This is a genomic window from Achromobacter pestifer (assembly GCF_013267355.1).
In the GTDB taxonomy this organism is placed as follows: domain Bacteria; phylum Pseudomonadota; class Gammaproteobacteria; order Burkholderiales; family Burkholderiaceae_B; genus Achromobacter; species Achromobacter pestifer_A.
The window spans coordinates 4,005,290-4,030,945 of the sequence record NZ_CP053985.1; the positions used below are offsets into that span (position 1 = coordinate 4,005,290).

The 25,656-nt window shown below is 65.7% G+C and carries 29 protein-coding genes; 14 read left to right on the forward strand and 15 right to left on the reverse strand.

The features are described 5' to 3' along the window. Positions 1-25: 25 nt before the first annotated feature. Both FOC84_RS19100 and FOC84_RS19105 read left to right on the forward strand, forming a co-directional pair. Entirely contained in the window at positions 26-1,018 is a 993-nt protein-coding gene (locus tag FOC84_RS19100) for a Bug family tripartite tricarboxylate transporter substrate binding protein (RefSeq protein ID WP_173145805.1), read from the forward strand. A 160-nt stretch (positions 1,019-1,178) separates the two neighbouring features. Beyond that, positions 1,179-1,940, forward strand: coding sequence for a class II aldolase/adducin family protein (locus tag FOC84_RS19105; protein WP_173145806.1), 762 nt, complete (start codon positions 1,179-1,181; stop codon positions 1,938-1,940). 43 nt (positions 1,941-1,983) lie between these two features. Here the strand turns inward: FOC84_RS19105 and FOC84_RS19110 are convergent, their stop codons facing one another. After that, complete coding sequence (locus FOC84_RS19110; RefSeq protein WP_173145807.1) at positions 1,984-2,493, reverse strand: DUF1993 domain-containing protein; 510 nt, start codon at positions 2,491-2,493, stop codon at positions 1,984-1,986. A gap of 138 nt (positions 2,494-2,631) precedes the next feature. Between FOC84_RS19110 and FOC84_RS19115 the strand changes: the two genes are divergently transcribed. From FOC84_RS19115 to FOC84_RS19135, 5 genes are all read left to right on the forward strand, one after another. Further along, entirely contained in the window at positions 2,632-3,375 is a 744-nt protein-coding gene (locus FOC84_RS19115) for a GntR family transcriptional regulator (protein WP_173145808.1), read from the forward strand. Between the two features lie 10 nt (positions 3,376-3,385). After that, the gene (locus tag FOC84_RS19120) at positions 3,386-4,243 is read left to right on the forward strand and encodes a sulfite exporter TauE/SafE family protein (RefSeq protein ID WP_173145809.1); all 858 of its coding nucleotides are present in this window, start codon (positions 3,386-3,388) and stop codon (positions 4,241-4,243) included. Next, the gene (locus FOC84_RS19125; protein WP_173145810.1) at positions 4,240-4,548 is read left to right on the forward strand and encodes a DUF1634 domain-containing protein; all 309 of its coding nucleotides are present in this window, start codon (positions 4,240-4,242) and stop codon (positions 4,546-4,548) included. Before FOC84_RS19120 ends, FOC84_RS19125 begins: the two co-directional genes overlap by 4 nt. Before the next feature lie 71 nt (positions 4,549-4,619). After that, positions 4,620-5,408: an alpha/beta fold hydrolase gene (locus tag FOC84_RS19130; protein WP_173145811.1), complete on the forward strand. Its 789-nt coding sequence runs from the start codon at positions 4,620-4,622 to the stop codon at positions 5,406-5,408. A gap of 89 nt (positions 5,409-5,497) precedes the next feature. After that, positions 5,498-6,508, forward strand: coding sequence for a Dyp-type peroxidase (locus FOC84_RS19135; RefSeq protein WP_173145812.1), 1,011 nt, complete (start codon positions 5,498-5,500; stop codon positions 6,506-6,508). Positions 6,509-6,540: 32 nt separating this feature from the next. On the opposite strand, the gene FOC84_RS19140 is transcribed toward FOC84_RS19135, so the two are convergent. Then, a complete protein-coding gene (locus FOC84_RS19140; RefSeq protein ID WP_173145813.1) occupies positions 6,541-7,317 on the reverse strand; it encodes a hypothetical protein in 777 nt (258 codons plus the stop codon). A 210-nt stretch (positions 7,318-7,527) separates the two neighbouring features. Here FOC84_RS19140 and FOC84_RS19145 point away from each other — a divergent pair, with 210 nt between their 5' ends. Both FOC84_RS19145 and FOC84_RS19150 read left to right on the forward strand, forming a co-directional pair. After that, positions 7,528-8,577 (forward strand): NADP(H)-dependent aldo-keto reductase, encoded by a 1,050-nt coding sequence (locus tag FOC84_RS19145; protein ID WP_173145814.1) that lies wholly within the window; start codon positions 7,528-7,530, stop codon positions 8,575-8,577. A gap of 191 nt (positions 8,578-8,768) precedes the next feature. Continuing rightward, a complete protein-coding gene (locus tag FOC84_RS19150) occupies positions 8,769-9,200 on the forward strand; it encodes a YciI family protein (protein ID WP_173145815.1) in 432 nt (143 codons plus the stop codon). A gap of 29 nt (positions 9,201-9,229) precedes the next feature. On the opposite strand, the gene FOC84_RS19155 is transcribed toward FOC84_RS19150, so the two are convergent. After that, a complete protein-coding gene (locus FOC84_RS19155; RefSeq protein WP_173145816.1) occupies positions 9,230-10,048 on the reverse strand; it encodes a metallophosphoesterase in 819 nt (272 codons plus the stop codon). Between the two features lie 85 nt (positions 10,049-10,133). Between FOC84_RS19155 and FOC84_RS19160 the strand changes: the two genes are divergently transcribed. From FOC84_RS19160 to FOC84_RS19170, 3 genes are all read left to right on the forward strand, one after another. After that, a complete protein-coding gene (locus FOC84_RS19160; protein ID WP_173145817.1) occupies positions 10,134-10,544 on the forward strand; it encodes a lysozyme inhibitor LprI family protein in 411 nt (136 codons plus the stop codon). Positions 10,545-10,552: 8 nt separating this feature from the next. Further along, on the forward strand, positions 10,553-11,197 hold the full coding sequence (locus FOC84_RS19165; protein ID WP_173145818.1) for a DNA-3-methyladenine glycosylase I: 645 nt from the start codon (positions 10,553-10,555) through the stop codon (positions 11,195-11,197). A gap of 100 nt (positions 11,198-11,297) precedes the next feature. After that, on the forward strand, positions 11,298-12,305 hold the full coding sequence (locus tag FOC84_RS19170; RefSeq protein ID WP_173145819.1) for a bifunctional helix-turn-helix transcriptional regulator/GNAT family N-acetyltransferase: 1,008 nt from the start codon (positions 11,298-11,300) through the stop codon (positions 12,303-12,305). Here FOC84_RS19170 and FOC84_RS19175 read toward each other — a convergent pair. The 4 genes from FOC84_RS19175 to FOC84_RS19190 form a co-directional block, all read right to left on the reverse strand. Further along, on the reverse strand, positions 12,273-12,968 hold the full coding sequence (locus tag FOC84_RS19175; protein WP_173145820.1) for a pentapeptide repeat-containing protein: 696 nt from the start codon (positions 12,966-12,968) through the stop codon (positions 12,273-12,275). The two genes, FOC84_RS19170 and FOC84_RS19175, sit on opposite strands and share 33 nt — an antisense overlap. A 39-nt stretch (positions 12,969-13,007) precedes the next feature. Continuing rightward, positions 13,008-13,658, reverse strand: coding sequence for a response regulator (locus tag FOC84_RS19180; protein ID WP_173145821.1), 651 nt, complete (start codon positions 13,656-13,658; stop codon positions 13,008-13,010). Between the two features lie 166 nt (positions 13,659-13,824). Continuing rightward, positions 13,825-14,241: a gas vesicle accessory protein GvpU gene (gene gvpU, locus FOC84_RS19185; RefSeq protein ID WP_173145822.1), complete on the reverse strand. Its 417-nt coding sequence runs from the start codon at positions 14,239-14,241 to the stop codon at positions 13,825-13,827. 99 nt (positions 14,242-14,340) lie between these two features. Next, on the reverse strand, positions 14,341-15,324 hold the full coding sequence (locus FOC84_RS19190; protein WP_173145823.1) for a helix-turn-helix transcriptional regulator: 984 nt from the start codon (positions 15,322-15,324) through the stop codon (positions 14,341-14,343). 118 nt (positions 15,325-15,442) lie between these two features. On the opposite strand from FOC84_RS19190, the gene FOC84_RS19195 reads away from it, so the two are divergent. After that, positions 15,443-16,048 carry a glutathione S-transferase family protein gene (locus tag FOC84_RS19195; protein ID WP_173145824.1) on the forward strand — a complete coding sequence of 202 codons (606 nt, stop codon included), beginning with the start codon at positions 15,443-15,445 and terminating at the stop codon, positions 16,046-16,048. Between the two features lie 24 nt (positions 16,049-16,072). Here FOC84_RS19195 and FOC84_RS19200 read toward each other — a convergent pair whose 3' ends face one another. From FOC84_RS19200 to cyoA, 8 genes are all read right to left on the reverse strand, one after another. Beyond that, positions 16,073-17,377 carry a ParB/Srx family N-terminal domain-containing protein gene (locus FOC84_RS19200; RefSeq protein ID WP_173145825.1) on the reverse strand — a complete coding sequence of 435 codons (1,305 nt, stop codon included), beginning with the start codon at positions 17,375-17,377 and terminating at the stop codon, positions 16,073-16,075. A 35-nt stretch (positions 17,378-17,412) separates the two neighbouring features. Then, entirely contained in the window at positions 17,413-17,796 is a 384-nt protein-coding gene (locus FOC84_RS19205) for a hypothetical protein (RefSeq protein ID WP_173145826.1), read from the reverse strand. Positions 17,797-17,930: 134 nt separating this feature from the next. Next, positions 17,931-19,037, reverse strand: coding sequence for a porin (locus FOC84_RS19210; protein WP_173145827.1), 1,107 nt, complete (start codon positions 19,035-19,037; stop codon positions 17,931-17,933). Positions 19,038-19,149: 112 nt separating this feature from the next. Then, on the reverse strand, positions 19,150-19,929 hold the full coding sequence (locus FOC84_RS19215) for an SURF1 family protein (RefSeq protein ID WP_173145828.1): 780 nt from the start codon (positions 19,927-19,929) through the stop codon (positions 19,150-19,152). Next, entirely contained in the window at positions 19,929-20,333 is a 405-nt protein-coding gene (gene cyoD / locus FOC84_RS19220) for a cytochrome o ubiquinol oxidase subunit IV (protein ID WP_173145829.1), read from the reverse strand. Before cyoD ends, FOC84_RS19215 begins: the two co-directional genes overlap by 1 nt. Further along, positions 20,330-20,971, reverse strand: a complete 642-nt coding sequence (gene cyoC / locus FOC84_RS19225; protein WP_173145830.1) for a cytochrome o ubiquinol oxidase subunit III — start codon at positions 20,969-20,971, stop codon at positions 20,330-20,332. Before cyoC ends, cyoD begins: the two co-directional genes overlap by 4 nt. Further along, on the reverse strand, positions 20,964-22,967 hold the full coding sequence (gene cyoB, locus FOC84_RS19230; protein ID WP_173145831.1) for a cytochrome o ubiquinol oxidase subunit I: 2,004 nt from the start codon (positions 22,965-22,967) through the stop codon (positions 20,964-20,966). The genes cyoC and cyoB overlap by 8 nt, the downstream gene beginning before the upstream one ends. 73 nt (positions 22,968-23,040) lie before the next feature. Further along, positions 23,041-24,081, reverse strand: a complete 1,041-nt coding sequence (gene cyoA / locus FOC84_RS19235; RefSeq protein WP_173145832.1) for a ubiquinol oxidase subunit II — start codon at positions 24,079-24,081, stop codon at positions 23,041-23,043. Positions 24,082-24,303: 222 nt separating this feature from the next. Between cyoA and FOC84_RS19240 the strand changes: the two genes are divergently transcribed. After that, positions 24,304-25,626: an MFS transporter gene (locus tag FOC84_RS19240; protein WP_173145833.1), complete on the forward strand. Its 1,323-nt coding sequence runs from the start codon at positions 24,304-24,306 to the stop codon at positions 25,624-25,626. Positions 25,627-25,656 lie beyond the last annotated feature (30 nt).

Below are 25,656 nucleotides of genomic sequence, written 5' to 3' on the forward strand. Positions count from 1 at the left end.
CCGCGGCCCCTCACAGGAGACAAGCATGATCCGACCGTTCGGCGCCCGCCGCCGCCTGCTGGCCGCTGGCAGCCTCACCGTCCTGACCGCGCTGGCCGGCGCGCAGCCATCCGCGGCGCTGGCGCAGGGCGCGTATCCCGACAAGCCCATCACCATCGTCGTGCCGTTCTCGCCGGGCAGCGCCACTGACACCAGCGCGCGCATCATCGCCGAGAAGCTCGGCCCGCGCTTGAACGTGCCCGTCGTCATCGAGAACAAGCCCGGTGCATCCGGCACCATCGGCGCCTCGTTCGTCGCGCGCGCCCAGCCCGACGGCTACACGCTGATCCTCACCAGCAGCTCGACGCACTCGGCCACGCCGGCGCTGTTCCGCAAGCTGCCGTTCGATCCCACCGGCGACTTCATCCACGTCGTGCGCATCGCGACCATCCCGATGATGCTGGTGGTGCGCGAGGACGCGCCGTACAAGTCCCTGCAGGAACTGGTCAAGGCCACGCAGGCCAAGCCGCTGAACTACGCTTACGGCTCGCCCACCAGCCAGATCGCCGGCGCCACCTTCAACACCGTGGCGGGCGCCGCCGCCAACGGCGTGCCGTACAAGAGCCAGCCTCCGGCCGTGACCGACCTGTTGGGCGGCCATGTCGACTACCTGTTCGCCGACCTGTCCGTCGTCACATCCTTCATGCAGGCCGGCAAGCTGCGCGGCCTGGCCTACACCGGCCATGAGCGCGCCAAGGAGTTTCCCGGCGTGCCGACCCTGGCCGAGCTGGGCTACCAGAAGTTCGACCTGGTCGTGTGGGTCGGCGTGGCCGTGCCGGCCAAGACACCCGACGCCATCGTGCAGAAGCTGAACCAGGAAGTCGCCGCCATCCTGCGCGAGCCGGACGTGCTGCAGCGCTTCGAATCCCTGGGCATGCAGGTCTCGCCCAACACCGTGGCCGAGCATCAGGCCTTCGCGCAGTCGCAGCGCCAGGTCTGGACCCAGCGCGCGGTCGACGCGAAGATCGAACCGCAGTAAGCGGCGGGAAAGGAACAGGGCGCCCGAGGGCGCCCTTTCTTCGTGGGGGCGCGGTGACCGTCCCTTGGCCGCGTCTGGTGCCTGCCGCTGGCAAAACGAATAAAGTGCCAGACAGGGCCCGCTCAATCGCGGCGGGCAATCATCAAGACACGGAGACGACATGGATACGGTAGGCAAGGGCGCCCGCGTGCGCGGACAGGTCAGTGCAACGGAGTGGGAGGTCCGCAAGGACCTGGCGGCGCTATACCGGCTGGTGGCGCTGTTCGGTTGGGACGACCTGATCTTCACCCACATCACGGCCAAGGTGCCGGGGACCGAACATTTCCTGATCAACCCCTACGGCATGATGTTCGACGAGATCACGGCTTCGAGCCTGGTCAAGATCGACCTGGATGGACGCAAGGTCATGGAGTCGGAGTACGACATCAATCCGGCCGGCTTCACCATCCACAGCTGTATCCATGCCGCGCGCAAGGACGCCATGTGCGTGCTGCACACGCACTCCATCAATGGGGTGGCGGTGTCGGCGCAGAAGGCCGGGCTGCTGCCGCTGTCGCAGTTCGCGTTCATCGTGCTGCGTTCGCTCAGCTACCACGACTACGAGGGTCTGGCGCTCAATCCCGAGGAACAGCCGCGCCTGGTGCGCGACCTGGGCAGCAATACCTATCTCATCCTGCGCAACCACGGCCTGTTGACCGTGGGGCAGAGCATGGCCGAGGCCTTCCAGGCGATGCACCGGCTGGAAGCCGCCTGCATGGTGCAGGTGCGGGCCCAGGCCGGCGGCGAGCTGACCTACATTCCGCCCGACATCCTGAAGAACGCCACGGTGGAATCGCAGGCCGACCGCGCGCACAAGGCCATGCTGGCCTGGCCGGGCCTGCTGCGCCGCCTGGACCGCCGCAACCCGGGCTACGCGGAGTAGCCGTCGGGCGCGGACCCCGTGGCATGGGGTCCGCAGGGCCGGATCAGTACTTGCCCATGTAATCGCGCTTGCCGATTTCCACGCCGTTGTGGCGCAGGATGTCGTAGGCCGTGGTGACGTGGAAGAAGAACTGCGGCAGACCGTAGTGCAGCAGGTAGGCGCTGCCGCTCAGCTTCTTTTCCTTGGGCGTGCCCGGGCGCAGCACGATTTCGAGGGCTTCGCTCTGTGCGAATTGTTCGGGGCCGAACGAACCCAGGTGCTCCAGCGTCTTGGCGATCAGGGCCTGCAGGCCCGCGAAGCTGGTTTCGCTATCCGGCCACGACGGCACTTCCGCGCCGGCCAGGCGCGAGGCAATGCCCTTCGCAAAATCCGACGCGATCTGCACCTGGCGCGCCAGCGGGAACATGTCGGGGAACAGGCGGGCGCCCAGATAGGCGTCCGGATCGATGTTCTTTTCCGTGGCGTGGGCTTCCGCTTTCTTCAGCACGTCGGACAGGGCCGACAGCATTTGCGTCAGGACGGGAACGGAGGCGCTGTGCATGAAATTGCTCATATCGTGTCTCGCTTGAGAGTGGGCGCCGGCGCGGGAGGCGCCGGGCAGGCTTGCGAAGACTACCAGTTGCCGGCGTCCGCATTCGCAATCCACGTCAGTGTTTGAGTCATCATGACATCATGATGTTATGATGACCCTATGCAAAACGACTCCGAATATGCCCCCCTCTACGCCCGGGTGGAAACGGCCTTGGCCGCGGAAATCTCGGCTGGCAGCCTGTCGCCCGGCGATCGCTTGCCGACGGAAGACCAGTTGATCGAGCGCTTCGCCGTCAGCCGCACCACGGTGCGCAAGGCGGTGGAAAACCTGGTCGCCCGCGGCCTGGTGGAAATCCGGCGCGGCAAGGGCACGTTCGTCACGGAACCCAAGCTGACCCAACCGCTGACGGCGTTGAGCGGGTTCGTCGAGGACATGACCGCGCTTGGCCGTCAGGCCACGGCGCGCCTGCTGGATAAGCGGCCGGTGCCGGCAACGGAAGACGTCGCGCGCCAACTGGGCGTGGCGCGCGGCGCGTTGGTCTATCGCATCGAGCGCGTGCGGCTGGCGGACGGCGTGGCCATGTCGTTCGATGAAACCTATCTGCCGCTGGACGTCGGCGAAAAGGTCGCCAGCAACGACCTGGAGGCCGAGCCCATCTTCGACCTGCTGGAGCTGCGCTACGACCTGCCGCTGATCGAGGCCGAGTACCAGCTGGAAGCCGTGACGGCGGACGAGCGTGTCGCGCAGGCGCTGGGTGTTGCGGCGGGAAGCCCGATCTTTCTCATCGAACGCACTTCCTACACCGAGGGGCAGCAGCCCGTCGACTACGAAAAGCTGTATTACCGTGGCGACCTGATCCGGTTCAGCACCCGTTTGTCGCGCCAGCCGCGCAGGCCGACCTGAGCCGGCGGCCATGCAGACCTCGACGATCTTCTGGCTGTTCGCCGCCGCCTTCGGCGCCAGCGCGCTGGGCGGGGTGCTCGGCATGGCCAGCGGCATCTTCATCGTGCCCATCCTGACGCTGCTGTTCGGCGTGGACATCCATGTGGCCATCGGGGCCAGCATCATCTCGGTCATCGCCTGTTCCTGCGGCAGCGCGGCGCCGTTCCTGAAAGGGCGGCTGACCAACGTCAGGCTCGCCATCGTCCTGGAAACGGCCACCACGCTGGGCGCCCTGACCGGCGTGTTCCTCATCGGCATCGTCTCGACCGGATTTCTCTATGGCCTGTTCGCGGTCATCCTGGCGCTGTCCGCGCAGCAAATGTTGGCGCGCCGCCGCGAGGCCGTCGCCATTGCGCCCGGCGCCGCAAGCTGGGCCACGGCGCTGCGCCTGCATGCCAGTTTTCCCGACCGCGCGCTGGGCCGCGAGGTGCATTATCAGGTGGACCGCGTGCCGCTGGGCTTGTCGCTGATGTACGGCGCCGGCCTGATATCCGCCTTGCTCGGCATAGGCTCGGGCGTGCTCAAGATTCCCGCCATGGACGCCGCGCTGAAGCTGCCCATCAAGGTTTCGTCCGCGACTTCCAACTTCATGATCGGTGTGACCGCCGCAGCCAGCGCGGGCGCCTACTTCGTGCGCGGCGACATCGACATCGGCATCGCCGGGCCGGTCGCGCTGGGCTCGGTCGCGGGCGCGTTGCTCGGGGCGCGCCTGCTGATGGGCCTGCCCGCGGACAAGTTACGCCTCTTCTTCGTCGTCGTGCTGTCCCTGCTGGCCGTACAGATGCTGCTGAGCGCGCTGGGCATGCACATGCCGGGAGGTCCGGCATGACGCAGGCAGCGGACAAACAGGCATGGCGCGATCGCGTCATCGCAGGCTTGCTATGGTACGGGACATGGCTCGCCTCGGCCCTCATCGCCGCGGGCATGGCCCTCGATTTCCTTCCGCAAGCGCTTGCCGGCCTGCGGGACCTGGAGCTCGTCAAGGCCGGGGTGGCCCTGTTCATCCTGCTGCCGGTGGCGCGAGTGGCGCTGATGCTGGCTATCTTCCTGCGCGAACGCGACTACGCCTATACGGCGATCTCCGCGCTGGTGCTGCTCATCATCGCGGCTGGCGTGGTGTCGGGGCTGCGGTGAGGTTGCGGGCTTTCCTATAATCGGAGCGCGGTGCGATGGCGCATCGCTGGATACCTTCCCCAGGATTTTTGATGCTTGCGATTACCAGCCAGGATGTCTACGTGCACACCAGCGAGGGCCGCCTTTACGCGCGGCGCTGGGATCCCGCCGGGGACGCGGTGGCCGTGGCGCCCATCGTGATGTTCCACGATTCGCTGGGCTGCGTGGAGCTGTGGCGGGATTTTCCCGAACAACTGGCGCAGGCCACCGGGCGCAGCGTCATCGCCTATGACCGCCTGGGCTTTGGCCGCTCCGATCCCAATACCGCCGTGTTCGAGCCCGGCTTTGTGGCAGACGAGGCGCAGGGGGGATTCCGCCGCCTGCGTGAAGAACTGGGCATCGGCCCCTACGTGGGGTTCGGCCACAGCGTGGGCGGCGGCATGGCCGTCTGCAGCGCCGGCGTGTACGTCGACGATTGCCGGGCGCTGATCACCGAGTCCGCGCAGATGTTTGCCGAAGGCCGCACGCTGGAAGGCATACGGGCCGCCAAACAGACTTTCGCGGAACCCGGCCAACTGGACCGCCTGAAGAAGTACCACGGGGAAAAAGCCGCATGGGTGCTGGGCGCCTGGATCGACACCTGGCTATCGCCGGAGTTTGCCGCCTGGAATCTGGACGAGCAGTTGCGCCTAGTGCGTTGCCCCGTGCTGGCGCTGCACGGCGAAGTCGATGAATACGGCTCCCCCCGGCACCAGGACAAGCTCGTGGCGCTGGCGGGCGCACGCCCTTTGCTGCTGGAAAACTGCGGCCATGTCCCGCACCGCGAACAAAGCCGCATCGTGCTGGATGTGGTGAGCGAGTGGTTGCGGGCGGTTCCTTGACCAACCCGGTTCCAGCGTTCACAGTCCGCGCTTAGAATCGGACTAGCCCTTCCGCGCCGCCGCGCTCGTTTTTTGAGGTCCCCGATCCGATGTCAGACCGTCAACCCGCACCCCAAGCCGTACACAACACGACCACCCGCTACGCGATTTTCATCGTTGCCACGCTCAACGGGGGCGCTGCCGCCGCCGAAACCGTGCGCGGCTGGTGCGCCGATGTCGCTGCCGTCGTCCGCACGGTGGGCACGCGCGCGCCCGAGCAGAATCTCTCCTGTGTCACCGCCTTCGGCTCCACGGCCTGGGACCCGCTTTTCGGAGCGCCGCGTCCTGCCGCGCTGCATCCTTTCCGTGAATTCGGTTCGGGCGAGCGCCTGGCCGTCGCGACGCCGGGCGACCTGCTGCTGCACATCCGCGCGGACTCGATGGATTTCTGTTTCGAACTGGCGACCTTGCTGCTGGGCGGCCTGGGCGATGCCGTGACGGTCGTGGATGAAGTCCAAGGCTTTCGCTACTTCGACCGGCGCGCCATCATCGGCTTCGTGGACGGGACCGAGAATCCGGAAGGGCAGGAGGCGGTCGATTTCACCGTCATCGGCGACGAGGACGCCGAGTTCGCCGGCGGCAGCTACGTGCTGGTGCAGAAGTACCTGCACGACATGGCGGCATGGAACGCGCTGACGGTCGAGGGCCAGGAAGGCGTGATTGGCCGCCACAAGTGGTCCAACGTGGAACTCGACGACGACATCAAGCCGTCGTCCTCGCACAGCGCCCTGACGACCATCGAGGAAAACGGCCAGGAACTGAAGATCCTGCGTGACAACATGCCGTTCGGCCGGCCGGGGGCAGGGGAGTTCGGCACCTACTTCATCGGCTACGCGCGTTCGCCGCGGCCCATCGAACTGATGTTGGAGAACATGTTCGTCGGACGCCCGCCCGGCAACTACGACCGCCTGCTCGACTTCAGCCACGCGGTTACCGGCGGCCTGTTCTTCGTGCCGTCGTCCGAGTTGCTGGAAGCGCTTGCCGAGCGCAGCCCGGCCGCCTGTACGGACGCGGACGAGCCCGAGGCGCCGGCGCTCGCGTCGGCGGGCAAGGCCAACTGAGGAGGGGCTTCGGGCGCGGCGAGTCGCCGCGCCTAGCGCTCCTGCTCCAGCGTCGCCTTCATCCGCACCATGCTCTCCTGGCTGACCATGATGACGCCGCTGGCGGGCTGGTCGATGTCCAGGATGAAGGTCAGCACCAGGGAGATCAGCATGGCGAACAGGCCGGTCGAGATCAGCCGTCTGCGCTTGTGCAGCCCGGTGCCGTAGGCGATGAACCCCATTGCGCCGGCGGTGACGATGAAGAGCAGATAGAAGACGGGTTCGGGAACGTGGTTTTCCAGCGCGACACGGCGTTTCTCGTTGACCTGCGCCATCTCGTTGATGGCCTGGATGAACATGACGGTGGAGATCGAGGGCGGGTTCTCCAGGACGCTGGCCGCGGTGCTCCGGATCTGGCGTTCGATGCGCCGCGACGTCGCGCTGGCCGCCGTCAGGCGTTCCTTGTCATTGTCGGCGTCGCTGAATTCCAGCGCCGTCGTGGTGTATTCGAGCAACAGCTTCGCGATGGGATCGCGGGCCGCGGGAGGCAGCAGCTGCGAGCGCCAGTAGGCATTGCCGATGGCGTTGGCCTCTTCCAGCACCAGGTTCTTGCGCGTCTCGAAACGCGTCACCGACATGGCGAAAGTAAACCCCAGCAGCAGCGCCAGCAGGCCCAGCAGGGCGGTCTGGAGCGCGCCTATATGGGTCTTGGCGGCGTCGTCGGAGGCGCGGCGATGCTTGCGCCCCAACCGGAAGCCCAGCTCGATGATGGCCAGGCAAACGATGACGCAGATGAAAAATACATAGGTTTCATCAATTTCGCGCAGCACGTTGATTCCCGGTGGTTATTTGGGGATAGAGCGTATGCCGAGTGCGGCGCGGTGGGCAAGGGGCGAATGACCCGCGCCTAGCCAGACGCCCGATAGCCGGCCTGTGCAAGGCTCCTTTTAGTGTGAACAGGCCCTGGTTGCCAGGTTCTTGAAATGCGTCTTGGAGTAAGGTGTCGCTTCCCTTGTAAGCGACACCGCACGGAGCAGAAATTGAAAACCCGCAAACTCGGCCGTACCGACCTGGATGTCAGCCTGATCGGACTGGGCACCATGACCTGGGGCGAGCAGAACACCGAAGCCGAGGCGCACCAGCAGTTGGACTACGCCCTGGAGCGTGGCATCAATCTGGTTGACGTCGCCGAGATGTATCCGGTGCCGCCCAAGCCCGAAACGCAGGGCCTGACCGAGACCTATATCGGCACCTGGCTGGCGCGCAGCAAGCGCCGCCAGGACATCGTGCTGGCCAGCAAGGTGGCAGGCCCCGTGCGCGACGCCAAGCGCCCCGGCCACATCCGCGACGGCAAGACCCACCTGGACCGCAAGAATCTGACCGAGGCGCTGGACGCCAGCCTGAAGCGGCTGCAGACGGACTACCTGGACCTGTATCAGCTGCACTGGCCGGACCGCACCACGGCCACCTTCGGCAAGCTGTCCTATCCCTGGGTCCAGGACGAGTACACCGTGCCGATCGAGGAAACCCTGGAGGTGCTGCAGGACTTCGTGCGCGCCGGCAAGGTGCGCCACATCGGCGTGTCCAATGAAACGCCCTGGGGTGTCGGGCAGTTCCTGCGTCATGCCGAGAACAAGGGTTTGCCGCGTATCGCGACCATCCAGAACGCGTACAGCCTGCTGAACCGCGTCTACGAGATCGGCTTGTCGGAGTACTCGCACCACGAAGGCGTGGGCCTGCTGGCCTATTCGCCGCTGGCAATGGGCGTGCTTTGCGGCAAGTACCTGGATGGCGCGCGTCCGGCGGGCGCCCGCCTGACGCTCTACACGCGCTTCACCCGCTACAGCAACGAGCAAGCCGAGGCCGCCGCCCGCGCCTACGTCGAGCTGGCGCGCGCGCACGGCATTTCGCCCACCCACCTGGCCCTGGCCTGGGTGAACCAGCGCCCCTTCGTCACCAGCAACCTGATCGGCGCCACCACGCTCGAACAGTTGAAGGAAAACATCGACAGCGTGGACGTGACCCTGTCGGCCGAGGTGCTGGAGGCGATCGACAAGATCCACGCCCGCCAGCCGAATCCGGCGCCGTGATGCGCTGATCGCCCCGTCCGCCGCAGCGGCCAGGACCCATGACGCTTTCCGGGGCGTCATGGGTTTTTTCATGGAGGACGCCGATCCGGCCACGGATACATTTTTTTTCCTGTCCATTGTCGATTTCGTCTGGCGCGGTTCGTCGTGTCGATGGAGCATGCAAGTTCCACCATCCACACTAGGAGACCGAGATGCGATTCATGGTTCAAGTCAGGGCCACCGCCGATAGCGAAGCCGGGGTGATGCCCACAGAGCAGTTGCTGGCCGACATGGGACGGTTCAACGAGGAGCTGGTGCAGGCGGGGGTGATGCTGGCGGGCGACGGCCTGAAGCCCAGTTCCAAGGGGGCGCGGGTACACTTTTCGGGCAGCAGCCGGCAGGTGATAGACGGCCCCTTCGCGGAAACCAAGGAGCTGATTGCCGGCTACTGGCTCTGGGAGTGCGCCTCGCTGCAGGAGGCGATCGAATGGGTCAAGCGCTGTCCCAATCCGATGCCGGGTCCGTCCGACATCGAAATCCGCCCGTTATACGAGATGGAGGACTTCGGCGAGGAATTCACGCCGGAGCTGCGGGCCCAGGAGGGACGGCTGCGCGATCAGTTGGAGAAAGCGTCCAAGCAGTGATTTGGCGGCCGGGGCGGGCGGCATGGCCATCAAGCCCCGGTCGCCGCCACCTCCCACAAACGGTCCGGCGCAAAATCCTGCTGCTCGCCCTTCTTGGCGTAGCCCAACGGATTGGCCACGATGCGGCAGCCATTCTTCACGTAGTCCTGTGGACAGTGGAGATGGCCGTGCATCCAGACGTCGGCCAGGGGCAACAGGGCGTCCAACGCGTTGCAGAAGCCCGCGGTGCCCGGGGTGACGCCGTAGCGCGGGTCCGCGCTGGCCAGCGTCGGCGCGAAGTGGGTGATGGCAACGGTCGGGCCGGCGTGGGGCACGTGCAGGGCGGCGTCCAGCCACTGCTGGCAGAGCAGTCCTTGTTCGCGCATCTGCTCGGCCATGAAGGGCGCGCCGTTGCGGCGCATCTCCGCCTTTTCCAGGTAGAAGTCGGCCGCACGGAAAGCTTTTTCGCGTTTTTTCAGGGCCGAGCCCACGGTGTCGCCGGGGGCGGCCAGCGCGTCGAAGTCCGTCCATAGCGTGGTGCCGACCAAGCGCACGCCATCGATGACCAGCGTTTCGCGTTCCAGCCAGTGGATGCCGAGTTCGCTGCAAAGCTCGCGCAGTTTTGCGTGGGTTTCGTCGAAATCGACGTTGTCGTATTCATGGTTGCCGGGCACGTAGACCACGGGCGTGGGCCAGCCTTTGCTCGGGGCATAGGTGCCCAGGCCGAAGTCGGCGCCGGTCATGAGCGAGCCGCGGCGATACGAGCCTATGTCTCCGGCCAGCACCAGCAGATCGGCGCCGGGCGCGGGCCGGGCCACGAAATCCGGGTCGGTTTCAAGGTGCAGGTCTGAGAGCAATTGGATCTTCATAGCCGCCATCTTAGGCCACCGGCAGCGGGGGCCATTGTTCCATGCGACACTTTCCCGGTTTACCCAGTCACACAGGAGGAATTCCATGCGTATCGCCATCATGGCCGCGGCTGCCGCGCTTGCGCTGGCCGCTAGCGCGCAGGCGCAGCCGCTGGATTGCGGCAATGCGGCCACGCAGACGGACATGAGCCTGTGCGCCGACCAGGCGTACCGCAAGTCCGACGCCGACTTGAACGCCGCCTACAAGGAAGTGACCGCGCGCCTGAAGAACGACCGGGACGCGACGACCCAGCTGCATGCCGCCCAGAAGGCCTGGCTGTTCTTCCGCGATGCGGAGTGCGCCTTTGCCTCCAGCAGCACGTCCGGCGGCAGCGCCTATCCCATGACGCTGAGCCTGTGCCTGGACAAGCTGACGCAGGCGCGCACCAAGGAATTACGGGCCTACCTGAAATGCGAGGAAGGCGACCTGAGCTGCCCGGTGCCAGGCAAGCAGTAAGCCGCCGCATGAAGACGAATGACATGAGCGAGAGTAATCCGAGCCTCATCATGGACGAGCGGGGCGTGGCGCGCTGCTTCTGGCAGCCGTCCATGCCGGACTATCACGACCACGAATGGGGCAGGCCGGTGGCGGACGACCGCCGCCTGTACGAGAAGATCTGCCTGGAGGGCTTTCAGGCCGGCATGGCCTGGATCACGATCCTGCGCAAGCGCGAGGCGTTCCGCGAGGCTTTCGACGACTTCGACTTCGAGCGGGTGGCGCGCTACACGGAACGCGATGTCGAACGCCTGATGGGCAACGCGGGCATCGTGCGCAACCGCAGCAAGATCGTGTCCGCCATCAACAACGCCAGGCGCGCACAGGCCCTGGCCAATGAGTCGGGTTCGCTGTCGGCCTGGCTCTGGCGCCATGAGCCGCCGGCGCAGGACCGGCCCGCGACGGTGGACCTGGACTACTGGAACGGCAATCCGACTTCGCCGGCGTCGGCGGGCCTGTCGCGCGAGTTGAAGAAGCGCGGCTGGACCTTCGTGGGGCCCACGACCATGTACGCCTTCATGCAGGCGGTCGGCATGGTCAACGACCACATGAGCGGCTGCGTCTGTCGTGCGGCGGTCGAGGCGGCGCGGGCGGGATTCGAGCGGCCCCGCTAGACGTCCCAGGGCTCACACTCTCTTGCGGCTCAAAAAAAATATTGAGTTGGTTGCGCTTCGCAAGTATATTGGTTGCGAATCGCAACTTTAAGAGCGCGCCATGGATCTGATCGACACCCCCATCCAACCCCGCGACCAGACCATCCGGGACCTGCGGGAGTTCTCCCGCAAACTGGTGCGCGAGCTGGGCTTCATGCGCAGCTCGCTGGCGGGCAGCGAACTGGCGCCTTCCGCCGTCCACGCCATCATCGAGATCGGTCTGCAGCCAGGCATCCAGGCGCGCGATCTGGCGGCCATACTCAGGCTGGACAAGTCCAATACCAGCCGGCAGGTCGCCAAGCTGGAATCCGCCGGGCTGCTGACGCGGGAGGCCGACAGCGTGGACGCCCGTTCGTCACGGCTGTACCTGAGCGAGGCAGGGATCCGGCTGCGCTCGCAGATCGACCAGTTCGCCACGGATCAGGTGTCGCGCGCTTTGCGGCAGCTGGCGCCCGAGGATCAGCAGTCGCTGATCCGCTTTCTTTCCCTCTACGCCGACGCCCTGTCGCACGAGAACCCCAACATCGCGCCGGCCGCCGCTGGCGGCCTCGCAGACCAGATCCACGCCGGCTACCTGCCGGGCTGCATCGGCGACGTGGCCGGCCTGCATGCGCGCTACTACGCGCAGGCCTCGGGATTCGGCGTGTACTTTGAACGCAAGGTGGCGACCGAGCTGGCCGAATTCGCCGAAGGCCTGCCCGCCGCCGGCAAGAACATGTGGCTGTACGCGGACAACGGCAGGACGCTGGCCTCCATTGTCATCGATGGCGATCTCGCCACCCGCGAGGCGCACCTGCGCTGGTTCATCGTCGACGAGTCGCTGCGCGGCATGGGCGTGGGCCGCGCCCTGCTGCAGCGGGCCATGGCTTTTGCCGACGCGCATTACGACGAGACCTATCTGTGGACCTTCAAGGGCCTGGATGCCGCCCGGCATCTATACGAGGCGGCGGGCTTTACGCTGGCCGAGGAGTCCGAAGGCAGGCAGTGGGGCAGCGTGGTGGTCGAGCAGCGCTTCGTGCGCCGCGGCCGGGGCGCCTCAGATCACGCTGATGCGCAGCTCGGCCAGTAGGGCCGCCGCCTGAGTCTTGGAGATGGTGGCGCCTGCCAGGCGCGCGGCCGAGTTCAGGTCCAGGCCGCCCAGGTCGGCTTCGCGCAGGTCGGCGCCCTCGAAGCGGACGTTCTTCAGGATGGCATTGCGCAGGCTGCCGCCGTGGAACACGGTGTCGCGGAAGTCGCTGCCGCTCAGGTCGGCATCGGAGAAGTCCAGCTGCCGCACGTCGGTCTTGCGAAACGACACGCCGCGCAGCAGCGCGCCGACCAGCAGGCATTCCTGCAGCGACCAGCCCAGGCAGGCGATGCCGTCGAAATCGCTGCCGGTGAGCTTGCAGCCCTGGAAACGGGCGGCGGCCAGCCGGGCGCGGCGCCAGCTGGCATTGTTGAGGTCGCAGTTTTCGAAGACGGCGTCGCTGGCGTCGCACGAGGCGAAATCGACCTGGCCGCCGCGGCAGCGCAGCCAGGTGGAGTCCGCCAGGGTGGTGCCCTGAAAGGAGGCGCCAGCGATTGCGCAGGCCGTCAGTTGCGCGCCGCGCAAATCCAGGCGCGAGAAGTCCGCGTGCTGGAAGTCGCAGTCGTGGAACGCCAGCGGCCGGCCGGCGGCCCGTTCGATCAAGGCCTGCATTATCTTGCGGTCCACTTCCTGGCCCGCCACTGTTTCGATTGCTTCTTGCGTCATGCCGCAAATTCCTGCCTGAATTCCTGGAAAACGGACAGCCTACTGGAAGATCTCGCTTTCCACGCAGAAGGCGATCAATTCCTGGTCGGTGCGGACGTTGAGCTTGCGCATGGCCGAGATCTTCTGGCCGCTGACCGTCTTGACGCTGCGCTTCAAGGCATCGGCCACCTGCATCATGGATTCGCCGCGGATGAAGTGGCGCAGTACTTCGAATTCCTTGGGCGACAGGCTGTTGATGCGTTCGCCGATGAACTTGCTGCGCTCATCGGCCGCGCCGTCGCGTTGGAAGCCGGGCGGATAGTACTTGCGGCCGGCATGCAGGGTTTCCAGCGCGGTCATGATTTCGCTGAGGTTGTCGCGCTTGAGCACCACGGCTGCGACGCCAGCGTCGTAGAGCGCCGAGATGATCATGGAATTCGACACCATGGTCAGCACCACGATCTGGACCTGCGGATAGTGGCGTGTCAGGTACTTGACCAGGCGGATGCCATCGCCATAGGTGTCGTCGCCAGGCATGGAGTAGTCGGTGATGACCACGTGCGGCGCGTCGCGTTCCAGGTGCTGGATCAGCGCGGTCGACCCGGGCAGGGTGGCCGTGACCTCGAAATTGAGGTCCTTTTCCAGCAGGTCGCGCATTCCCATCAAGACCAGGGGGTGGTCGTCGACCAGGACGATACGGAGTCTTTCCATGCGGGGGTGTGCCTTCAAGCGAGCCCTTGTTTCAAGTAGGGATATGACGGTCGGACTCAGGGTTGAGGTCGGAGGCAAACCGATAGCGTAGTGGTTTTTGCGTAGCCGTGCGCCCCGCGCCGGAGATCCGGGGCGGGGCATGTGCGGGACAGGACGGCAGGCGGCGTCAGCCGGCCGCTTCTTCCTGCAGGCGTCCCAGCACGAAGCCGTCGACCGCGCTGGTGCGGCCGCGCCAGAGCGTGGGCTGTCCGGCGATGGGGGTGCCGTCGGCGGTGAAGAAGAGCGCGTCGGCGAGATGGATGTAGTTCGGCAGCGGGTCCGCCGGTTGCGGTACGCGGAAAACGTCGCCCAGTTCCGCCAGGGAGGCATGCACGGCCTTGCGGGTGGCGTCGTCCGTCTTGTCCAGGGACGCCGTGAAGCTGGCGGCGAAGCTGTCGAAGTATTCCGCGCCGGACACGATGGAACCCGACACCAGCATGCCGCCCATTTGCAGGGTGACGCCGAGGCTCTCGATCTGGCTGCCGTTGTTTACCAGGTTGACCAGGAATTGCAGGAATGCGTCGGCGTCGGGAACTTGGCTCATGGCGTGATTCTTGGAAATGTTTGGAAAGCAGCCAAGATACTCGAATCGCGTGCGAAATACACCGAATGGGATAGGCCGAAAAACAGCCAAATACGACCCTTATCCCCCAGCTTTGGGAACTGTCATTTTTTCCAGGCTGCGCGCTAGCCGTTCGCCAGCCAACCGCAGGCGATCCTGCAGCGCCGGGGGTGCCAGCACGTCGAACTCCACATCCAGCGCCATCAGCCAGTACACCAGCGCGTCCAGCGTAGGCACGGCGCATTGCAGCAGGCAGCGCGTTTCGTCCAGCGGCTCGATCTGGCCGGCGCCCGGCGGAATCCGCGCGGCCATGACGCTGCGCGGGGCGTGCAGGATCACGCGCGCCGGTTCCGGATGCGGCGCCATGTTCACCGAACGGGAGACATAGGCGCGCAGGTCGCCGCCTTCGGGCGGAGGCCGTGGCGCGAAATGCGCGCCGACCTGCGGAGCGCCCGCGATGCGGTCGATGCGGAAGGTGCGCCAGTCGTCGCGCGCCGGGTCCCAGGCCACCAGATACCAGCGATAGCCGGTGTGGGCCAGTCCTTGCGGTTCGACCAGCCGGGTGCTGGCCCGGCCCTGGCCGTCCGCGTAATCGAAGCCGACCCGCAGTTGGTCGCGGCAGGCGGCGGCCAGCGTGGCCAGCAAGGTGGCGTCGACCGTGGCGCCTCCGCGCGGTATCGGCACAATGGCCGAGCGCAGGGCGTCGACCCGGCGCCGCAGGCGCTGCGGCATGGCCTGTTCCAGTTTCACCAGCGCCCGCAGCGCGGTTTCCTCTATGCCTCCCACCGTGCCGGTGGCCGCGATGCGCAGGGTGAGCGCCACGGCCAGGGCTTCGTCGTCGTCCAGCAGCAGGGGCGGCAGGGCCTGCCCCGCGCGAAAGGCGTAGCCGCCAGCTACGCCGCTGCTGGCATGGATGGGGTAGCCCAGTTCGCGCAATTTGTCGATGTCGCGCCGCAGCGTGCGGGGATGGATCGCGAGCGTTGCGGCCAGTTCGGTGCCGGCCCAATGGCGGCGGGTCTGCAGCAGCGACAGCAGGCGCAGGAGGCGGTTGCTGGAAGTAAGCATGGCGGCACGTTAACGCGTATCGAGGGCGGAATCTGTCCTCAATGGATTCTACAGTGGCTCCCGTAGTCAGCGGCAGGGGCCGCGACGCTCATCCCTGGATTGAATTGGAGATCTACCCATGTCTATCGTTTTCTATTGGCACCCCATGTCCAGCGCCACCCCCGTGGCCAGCGCGCTTGCCGAACTGGCCGTGCCGCACGAGCGCGTCAAGGTGGACATCAGGACGGGGGAACAGCGCCGCCCCGAATTCCTGGCCCTGAATCCCAACGGCAAGGTCCCCACGCTGACGGTGGATGGCGCTCCTCTGTTCGAAGCCCTGGCGATACACCTATGGCTGGGGGAGCGCTACGGCGTGGAGCGCGGCCTGTGGCCCGCCGCCGGCACGCCGGAACGCCTGCTGGCGATGTCGTGGTGCGCCTGGTCCTACGTCAGCTACGGCGCGGCCGTGATGCGCCTGTTTCTCGCCACGCAGGCCGAGGGCGCGCCCGGTGGCGCCGAGGCGGAGCGCGTGCTGGACGACGTGGACGCATTGCTGGCCGTGCTGGACGGCCATCTGTCGCAGCAGCCCTGGATGTTGGGCGCGGCCTACTCGCTGGCCGACCTGGTGGTGGGGTCGGTGGTCGGCTATAGCGCCTATCTCGGCGCCAGGGTGGCCTCGCACCCGCATGTGCAGGCATGGATGGACCGGGTCCAGGCCCGGCCCGCCATGCAGATCGACGCCTAGCGTGGGTGGGGCGGGCGCCGCGGCTTACCAGCCCCAGCAGGCGCCTGCCGCGGGCTTGCCGCAGTTGCGGTAGTTCACGGCGAACCACAGCTTGCCCGCGCCCCGAGGACTGCCGTCGGCCTTGGCATCGTTGCGCGGGAGCTCTTCCAGGGTGTCGCGCGCCTTCTTGGTGGGCGAGCCGCCGGCGGCGTCGGGCGCCAGGGCAATGCGCCCCAGGCCGGCGGCGTCGCGGTCGTCGAAGACGATGTCGGTGTCCTTTAGCGCGGCGATCTTCAGGGAGGCGTCGCGCACCGCGGCGGCGTAGCTGTCATTCGCGCCGGCAGGCGCCAGGTTCTTGTCCAGCGTGCTGGCGGCGAGGATCTGCGCGGGCGCGGCGGGCGCCATCATCTTGTACTGGTCCAGGCCGGGCAACTGGCCGCCAGCAGCTTGGCGGCGCAACCAGTCGCCCCACAGGAACTCGGCGAATTCCGGCAGATTGCCGTTGCTGTAGGCGATGTCGCGGGTGAAGTACACCAGCGAGCGGTAGCGGTCTTCCTGCATGCCGCCCGCCTCCTGGGGGCTGGCCAGCCCCAGGCGGGCCGGCAACTGGTCCACGGTGATGGGCTGGTTCTGGCCGTCGCGCAGCCAGGCGCGGCGTTCGTCCACCATGCGCTGCCAGAACGCGGCCGCGTTGGGCAGGCTGCTGTAGTTGGCGTCCACCTTGACCCAGACCGGCAGCTTGGGGCCGCCGTCGGCGATCTCGCGCAGGGACGAGAAGGTGTGGTGGCCGTCGGTCAGATACAGATTGCCGTCCCAGCCGACCACCACGGTCTTGAGGTTGGCCGCATTGGTGCCGGGGGCGTTCTTGCAGGCGTAGGTGGCGGGCTGGTCCAGGCGGGCGGCGCGCGCCTCGGCGATGGTCTGGAATGCCTGCGCGCGTTCGGCGCCGCCCATGTCCTCGCAGTAGTCGTCGAACTTCTTGCCGACGGTGCGGTTGAGGTAATCCAGCTGCTGCGCCGGCTTGTCCGCCCAAGTGGGGCGTTCGAAGTCGCCTTGCCAGCGGCCCAGCTTGTAGTAGATCTGGTCGTAGCCGATGGCGGCCTGGGTCGGGTGCAGTTCCTCGATGCGGACTTGGATGACGTCGCCCGGCTTGGCATCCAGATATGCGGTATTGCGCGGCGGCTGGGTTTCGGGAGGCGGCGTGACGGCAACGGGAGCGTCGTCATGGCCGTCGCCGCCGCCGTTGCAGGCCGCGAGGGCCAGCGGCAGCAAGGCCGCGACGAAAGCGCGCAACAGGCGTTGCCGGTCGGGAAGGAAAGCGCGGCGCGCAAGGCGGGAGGTAGAGGGCATGATCTGCTTCAGGATCGGGTTTCAAAGATAGCCGATCATGAGGGACGCGTGTTTCCCGCAGATTGCACGGCTGCGGGTTGCCACGCATGCAGCCTGTCCATGAGGTCGCGCACGACGGCGGCCTGATCGTGGATGCGGGCGGCAGCGCCTGCCGACAGGCCCGCCGCCAGCTCCTCTTCCAGGGCTTCGAAGTGCGAGGCCGGCGCCCGCATCTGCAGGGCCAGCAGCGCGCCCTGTATGCGGTGCAGCATCTGCGCCGCGGCGATGGCGTCTGGCTTTTCGGCGGCCTGCTCCAGCGCGTCGAGATCCTGGCTCATGGTGTCCTTGATCAGCTGGCGATGGTCCGGGGCAAGCGCGGCGTACACCGCGAGCGTACCCGCGGCGGGGAAGGCGGAAGTATGGGGGAGCGGTTTGTGCATGAGAGCCTCCTAGGCGTACATGCTGATGACGTCAGGCTCTGGGGCGATATTAAAAAAGTCCGATACCAGGAGGCCGGTAATCGGACCGATTCGTCAGGGGCGGAGGCGGCCCCGCAGCCGCTCCGCCACTCTGCTTAGAACGTGTGGCGCACGCCGATGCCGGCGGCCGTGCTCTTCAAGCCGTCAATGAAGGCATAGTCCTTGCCGTACGAACCGTAGGCATAAAGGTTGGTGCGCTTGGACAGGTCGTAGGTGTAGCCCACGCTCCAGACGTTCATGTTGGCGTCGCCGCCGGTCAGCTTGTCGTTGTTCGGCGATACGTGCTGCCACGAGGCGAACAGGCTGCCCGCGCCGCCCACGGGCATGGTGGCGCCCAGCATGTAGGCGTTGGCCTTGAAGCCGTCCACGAAGCGGTTGGTGCCGAATTCGTCGCTGAAGGGCGTGCCGGCGGGCAGGTCCTGGCCGACGAACCAGCCGTCGGTGGTGCGGCCGTAGGCGGCCGCGAGCTTCACGACTTCCAGATCGTAGGACAGGCCCAGCGCGTACTGGCGCGGCGTGGCGTCATGGTCGATGGCGCCGCGGTTGGAGCCGTTGAGCTGGTCGTAGGTCAGCGTGACGTTCACCGGACCTTGCACATAGCGCAGGCCGGCGGTGATGCCGCGCGTATTGTCGGCGGTACGAAAGCCCGTCTGGTCCGCGACCGTGTCGTCCGCATTGAACGAGTAGCCGACGCCGAACTCGAAGCCGCTCATCGAAGGCGACTTGTACATCACCATGTTGTCCCAGCGCATGGTGTTGGCGGCGCTGAACCCCAGGCCCATGTTGGACTGGGTATAGCTGGTATAGAAGGGGTCGATGTCGGCCAGGTAGTTCGAGCCCACCGTGGCCTGCCGGCCGAACTCCAGCGTGCCCCAGGCGTCGTTGGCCAGGCCGATGGTGGCCTGGCGGCCGAACAGGCGGCCGGATTGTCCGCGCTGGCCGTTGGCCGAGTCGAATCCGCTTTCCAGCTTGAACACGGCGCGCAGGCCGTCGCCCAGGTCTTCGGAGCCGCGCAGGCCCCAGCGCGAGCCGGCCTGGATGCCGTTGATCATGCCTATCTTGTTACCGTCGTATCCATCGCCTTTGATCTTGTTGTAGCCGATGCCGGTGTCGATGACACCATAGAGAGTTACCGACGATTCTGCCTGAGCGACGCCTGCAAAAGTGGTGAACATTGCGGCTGCGAGCAGCGTCTTTTTCATCCGTGGGGACTCCTGTAGAGGGGTGGAAAAAACAAAAGGGAACAGCACGCGAGCATGATGCCCAGCGCTGTTCCCAGCCCTCATTGTAGGACACCGGCCGCGGCCGGCAGGCTCAGCCCTTGCGGCGCGAGCGCTTTTCCTCGCGTATGAAGATGAATACGCCGACCAGCACCATGGCCGCCAGGGCGTACCAGGTGATGGCGTAGCTCAGGTGGTTGTTGGGGAAGTTCAGCACCGTCAGGCCGCCGACCGGCGCGGTGCGCCCGCTGCCGTCCTTGCCCGTGCCATCGGCGTCGATGAAGTAGGGCGCCACGTCGGTCAGGCCGCGCGCCGCGGCGATGGCGGGCAGGTCGCGCGAGTACCAGAGGTTGGTCGCCGGATCGTTGGTGCGCAGGAATCCATGGCCGGGCTCGCCCATGCGCAGCAGGCCCGTGACGCTGGCTTGCTCGGGCGCAGACTGTATGGCGGACTTGCTCTTGCGCCATTCGGGCAGCACGAAGCCGCGGTTGACCAGCACGGTGCCACCTTCAGGCAACTGCAATGGGGTCATGACCCAGTAGCCGCTGCCCAGTTCGGTCGCGGCCTGCACCAGGGTCTGGCGGTCGTACAGGTAGGTGCCCGTGGCCGTGACGCGGCGGTATTCGGCGTTGTCGGACGTCAGCGCGGGCCATTCGGCCTGGGCCGGAGCCGGCGTGGGCGCCGCATGGGCGCGTTGTTCGACCTGCGCGATCAGGGTGCGTTTCCAGGCCAGCCGATGCACCTGCCAGGTGCCCAGGGCGCAGAGGCCCGCGAAGATGGCGACAGCAAGCACCCCGAGGATGACCAGGGTGATTTTGCTGCGCGGATTGCGGGAGGAGGTGTCGCGGGTAGTGGAGTCGTTTACTGCGGCCATCAGGGCATTTTCCGCATGTCGTGAGTGGACATGGGCATCATATTGGAGTCGAGGTGATACATGATCCAGATGGATCCGCTGAGCGTGATTACGACCAGCACCAACGTGAATATTAACGCCAACATGTTCCAGCCGCTTTCGGACTTGGTGTCCATGTGCAGGAAGTAGATGATGTGGACCACGATCTGCACGGCGGCGAAGGCCAGGATGATCAGGGCGGTGGTGCGGGATTCGGGAAATACGCGGTTCATGACCAGCCAGAACGGAATGGCGGTCAGGATGGCCGCCAGCACGAAGCCGGTGATGTAGCTCTTGAGGGTGCCGTGGGCGGCGCCGTCATCGTCGTCGTGGTGGTCATGGCCGCCGTGGCCGTGATCGGCCGGATGATCCAGGTGCGCGGTCATGGCAGCACTCCCATCAGGTACACGAAGGTGAAGACGCCCACCCAGATCAGGTCCAGGAAGTGCCAGAACATGGACAGGCACATCAGGCGGCGGCGGTTTTCGGGGATCAAGCCGTGCATCTGGACCTGGATCATCATCGTCACCAGCCACACGATGCCGAAGGTGACGTGCAACCCGTGGGTGCCGACCAGCGTGAAGAAGGATGACAGGAAGGCGCTGCGCTGCGGACCGGCGCCTTGGTGGATCAGGTGCGAGAATTCGTACAGTTCCAGCGACAGGAAGCCCAGCCCCAGAATGCCGGTCACGGCCAGCCACAGCTGGGTGGCGCCGACGCGGTTGCGCCGCATTTCCAGCATGGCGAAACCGTAGGTGATCGACGACAGCAGCAGCAGCGCGGTATTCACCGCCACAAGCTGCAGGTCGAACAGGTCGGCGCCGGACGGGCCTGCCGCGTAGTTGCGGCCCAGCACGCCATAGGTGGCGAACAGGCAGGCGAAGATGAGGCAGTCGCTCATCAGATAGACCCAGAACCCCAGCAGGGTGCCGTTCTTGGGATGATGTTCGCCCGGAACGTGGAACATGGGCTGCGCGGGAGGCGCGGCGCCGCCGGGCGGATTGGGGGCCAGGGTATCAGACATTTTTCGCTAGCAACCTAGTACGGGCGTCTTCCGCGAGCACGACCTCTTCGGCCGGCACGTAGTAGTCGCGCTTGTAGTTGAAGGTATGAACGATGGACACCAGGATCAGCGCCGCGAACGACAGCACGGCCAGCGGCCACATATGCCAGATCAACGCGAAACCCATCACCACGCTGATACCCGCCAGCACGATGCCCGCCCAGGTGTTCTTGGGCATGTGGATGGGGATGAAGCCCTGCTGCGGCCGCAGGTAGCCATGCTGCTTCATCTGCCACCAGGCGTCCTGGTCATGCACGCGCGGCGTGAAGGCGAAGTTGTAGTTGGGCGGCGGTGACGAAGTCGACCATTCCAGGGTGCGCGCGTCCCAAGGGTCGCCGGTATCGTCGCGCAGCGATTCGCGGCGGCGGTAGCTGACCACCAGCTGGATCAGGAAGCTGGCGATGCCGCAGGCGATCAGCAGCGCGCCGAAGGCCGCCACCTGGAACCAGATCTGCAGGGACATGTCCTCGAAATGGTTCACGCGCCGCGTCACGCCCATCAGCCCCAGCACGTACAGCGGCATGAAGGCGACGTAGAAGCCCACCAGCCAGAACCAGAACGAGCACTTGCCCCAGAACGGATCGAGCTTGTAGCCGAAGGCCTTGGGGAACCAGTACGTGATGCCGGCCATCAGCCCGAAGAGCACGCCGCCGATGATCACGTTGTGGAAGTGCGCGATCAGGAACAGGCTGTTGTGCAGGACGAAGTCGGCGGGCGGCACGGCCAGCAGCACGCCCGTCATGCCACCGATCACGAAGGTCACCATGAAGCCCAGGGTCCACAGCATGGGGACCTCGAAGCGGATGCGGCCGTGGTACATGGTGAACAGCCAGTTGAAGATCTTGGCGCCCGTGGGGATCGAGATGATCATGGTGGTGATCCCGAAGAACGAGTTCACGCTGGCCCCGGACCCCATGGTGAAGAAGTGGTGCAGCCACACCAGGTACGACAGCACCGTGATCACGACCGTGGCGTACACCATGGACGCATAGCCGAAGAGGCGCTTGCGGCAGAAGGTGGAGACCACTTCGGAGAAGATGCCGAAGGCCGGCAGGATCAGGATGTAGACCTCGGGGTGGCCCCAGATCCAGATCAGGTTCACGTACATCATGGCGTTGCCGCCGAAGTCCGCGGTGAAGAAGTTGGTGCCCACGTAGCGGTCCATGGACAGCAGCGCCAGCACCGCGGTCAGCACCGGGAAGGCGGCCACGATCAGCACGTTGGTGCACAGCGCGGTCCAGGTGAAGATGGGCATGCGCATCATGGTCATGCCCGGCGCGCGCATCTTGACGATGGTCACCAGCAGGTTGACGCCGGACAGCAGCGTCCCCACCCCCGCTATCTGCAAGGCCCATATGTAGTAATCGACGCCCACGTCGGGACTCTGCATGATCCCCGATAAAGGTGGATACGCCAGCCAGCCGGTGCGCGCGAACTCGCCCACGAACAGCGACATCATGACCAGGATCACGCCGCCCGTGGTCATCCAGAAGCTGAAGTTGTTCAGGAACGGAAATGCCACGTCGCGCGCGCCGATCTGCAAGGGCACGATGTAGTTCATCAGGCCCGTGACCAGCGGCATGGCCACGAAGAAGATCATGATCACGCCGTGCGCGGTGAAGATCTGGTCGTAGTGGTGCGGCGGCAGGTAGCCGGTCGAATCGCCGAACGCCACCGCCTGCTGCAAGCGCATCATGATGGCGTCGGCGAAGCCGCGCAGCAGCATCACGATGCCCAGGATGACGTACATGATGCCGATTTTCTTGTGGTCGATGCTGGTGAACCACTCGCGCCACAGATAGCCCCATTTGCCGTAGTAGGTGATGGCGCCCACCACCGCGATGCCGCCTATGGCGACCGCGATGAAAGTGAAGAGCAGGATCGGTTCATGGTAGGGAATGGCTTCCCAGGTCAACTTACCGAAGATCAGCTTGGTGAGGTCTGGTTGATCAGGCATCTCGATTCCAGCAAAAAGACCGCAATTTCACGTAGCCCCTGCATCATCCGGATCGCCGTGCGCCAGCGATCCGCTACAGGACCAATCCTTCGGTGGCCGTGCACATCGCGCCCACATATTTTCGTGGCGCGCCGCTCAGGCCCAGGCGCTCGCGCGTATCCTCGTCCAGGGTCGTGACGTTGAGCGCGCCGGGTATGCCCATGCCGCCTTGCGCGTCGATCGCCATCGCGTCGCGCATGCACATGCGGTTGGGTTCCACGCAGCGGTTGACGATCGCCTCGAACAGGCCGGGCGCGCTGGAGGCGTAGAGTTGCACCGGATTGCGCTCGCTGGGCTGTTCCAGCTTCAGGTAGATTTCGCGGCTGAGCGTGGCGTTGGAGGCGCGCGCGCCCGCCACCCACTTGTCGAAACCCTGCTGGTCCACGCCGTGGAACTTGAAGCGCATGCCGGAAAAGCCCGAACCGCTGTAGTTGGCGGAAATGCCTTCGTATTCGCCAGGATGGTTGATCACCGCATGCAGCGTGGTCTGCATGCCGGGCATGGCGTAGATTTGGCCCGCCAGAGCAGGCACGAAGAACGAATTCATCACCGTGGACGAGGTGATCCTGAACTGGATGGGGCGGTCCACGGGCGCCGCCATTTCGTTCACCGCCGCGATGCCTTGTTCGGGATAGATGAACAGCCACTTCCAGTCCAGCGCCACGACCTCGACCACCAGCGGCTTGGTGCCGGGCGGCACTTCGCGGCCTTCGGACAGGCGCGCGAGCGGACGGTAGGGATCAAGCTGATGAGTGCTGACCCAGGTGAGCGCGCCCAGCGCAATGATGATCAGCAGCGGAGCCGCCCAGATCAGGAGCTCCAGCATGGTGGAGTGGTTCCATTCGGGGTCGTAGTGCGCTTCCTTGTTGCTGGCCCGGTAACGCCACGCGAACAGGAAGGTCAGGAAGATCACCGGCACGATGATCAGCAGCATCAAGCCGGTTGAAATGATGATCAGGTTGCGCTGTTGCAGGGCGACATCGCCCGAGGGCGAGAGCAGGACCGCATTGCATCCGGCGAGCAATGGCAGAGCGGCAACCAGGACCAATCCGCGGAACCTTGGGAAGGACGGCATGACCATACCCCGAAACGTAACCGTGGGAAGTAAACGCAACACTACGCTGGAAGCCGCGAAAAATCTAGGGTAAAAAGAACAAAAATGTGCAGGGCGACGCGCGCGGACCAGGGCTGCATGCCAATATTGGAGCGGCTCTGCGCGATATGGGCTGCAGGCGCGCGCGGGTGTTTCAGGATCGCAGGCAAGGCTGTTCCGAACCTCCTTTCAGCGAGCATTCACATGGCGACCACCACGCAATATCCCGGTCATGCTCCTTCCCCCCCCGCGGCCGGCGGCGGCAGTCACGCCAAGGTGGCGCCAGGGGAAATCGCGGTGGGCGTGGTGGTGGGGCGCGCATCCGAGTACTTCGATTTCTTCGTCTTCGGCATCGCCTGCGTGCTGGTGTTTCCGCAGGTCTTTTTCCCCTTCGAACCGCGGCTGGAAGGCATCCTCTGGTCCTTCGTCATCTTCTCGTTCGCGTTCATCATGCGGCCCATCGGCACCGCGCTGTCGATGGCGGCGCAACGGCGCTGGGGGCGAGCGACCAAGCTCACCATCGCCCTGTTCCTGCTGGGAACGGCCACGGTGGGCATGGCCTTCCTGCCTGGCTACAACGTCATCGGCGCGCATGCGATCACGCTGCTGGCGGTGTTCCGTTGCCTGCAGGGCCTGGCGCTGGGCGGTTCGTGGGACGGCCTGCCTTCGCTGCTGGCCTTGAATGCGCCGCCCAATCGCCGCGGCTGGTATTCGATGCTGGGCCAATTGGGCGCGCCCGTCGGCTTCATGGTGGCCAGCGCGCTGTTCCTGTTCCTGCATGTGACGCTGACCGAGGCCGATTTCCTGGAATGGGGCTGGCGCTATCCCTTCTTCGTGGCGTTCGCGATCAACGTGGTGGCGTTGTTCGCGCGGTTGCGGCTGGTCGTGACCGAGGAATACACGCAGCTGCTGGAAGAAGGCGAACTCGAACCGATCAGCATCACGAAGATGGTGCGCGAGCAAGGCTACAACCTGTTCATCGGCGCGTTCGCCGCGCTGGCGAGCTATGCCTTGTTCCACCTGGTCACGGTGTTTCCGCTGTCCTGGATCGCGGTCAGCGCCACCCAGCAGATCCAGGATGTGCTGATCGTGCAGATCATCGGCGCCGTGCTGGGCATTCTGGGCACCATTGCATCGGGCTGGTTGGCCGACCGCATCGGCCGGCGCACCACCTTGGGCCTGTTGGCCATGCTGATTGCCGTGTTCGCGCTGTTCACGCCCTGGCTGCTGGGCGGAGGGCCGAAGGCGCAGGACGCGTTCATTCTGGTGGGCTTCGTGCTGCTTGGGCTGTCCTACGGCCAGGCTTCGGGCACCGTCACCGCGAACTTCACGCGCCGCTTCCGCTACACGGGCGCGGCGCTGACTTCCGACATGGCCTGGCTGATCGGCGCCGCGTTCGCGCCGCTGGTCGCGCTGGGCCTGTCGGCACGCTTCGGGCTGGTGGCGGTCAGCATCTATCTGCTGTCCGGGGCGGCTTGCACGCTGTTGGCGCTGCGCATCAACAAGGTGCTGGAAACGCGGGATTGAATGGATGAAGAAAGGCCACGCCCGCGGAAT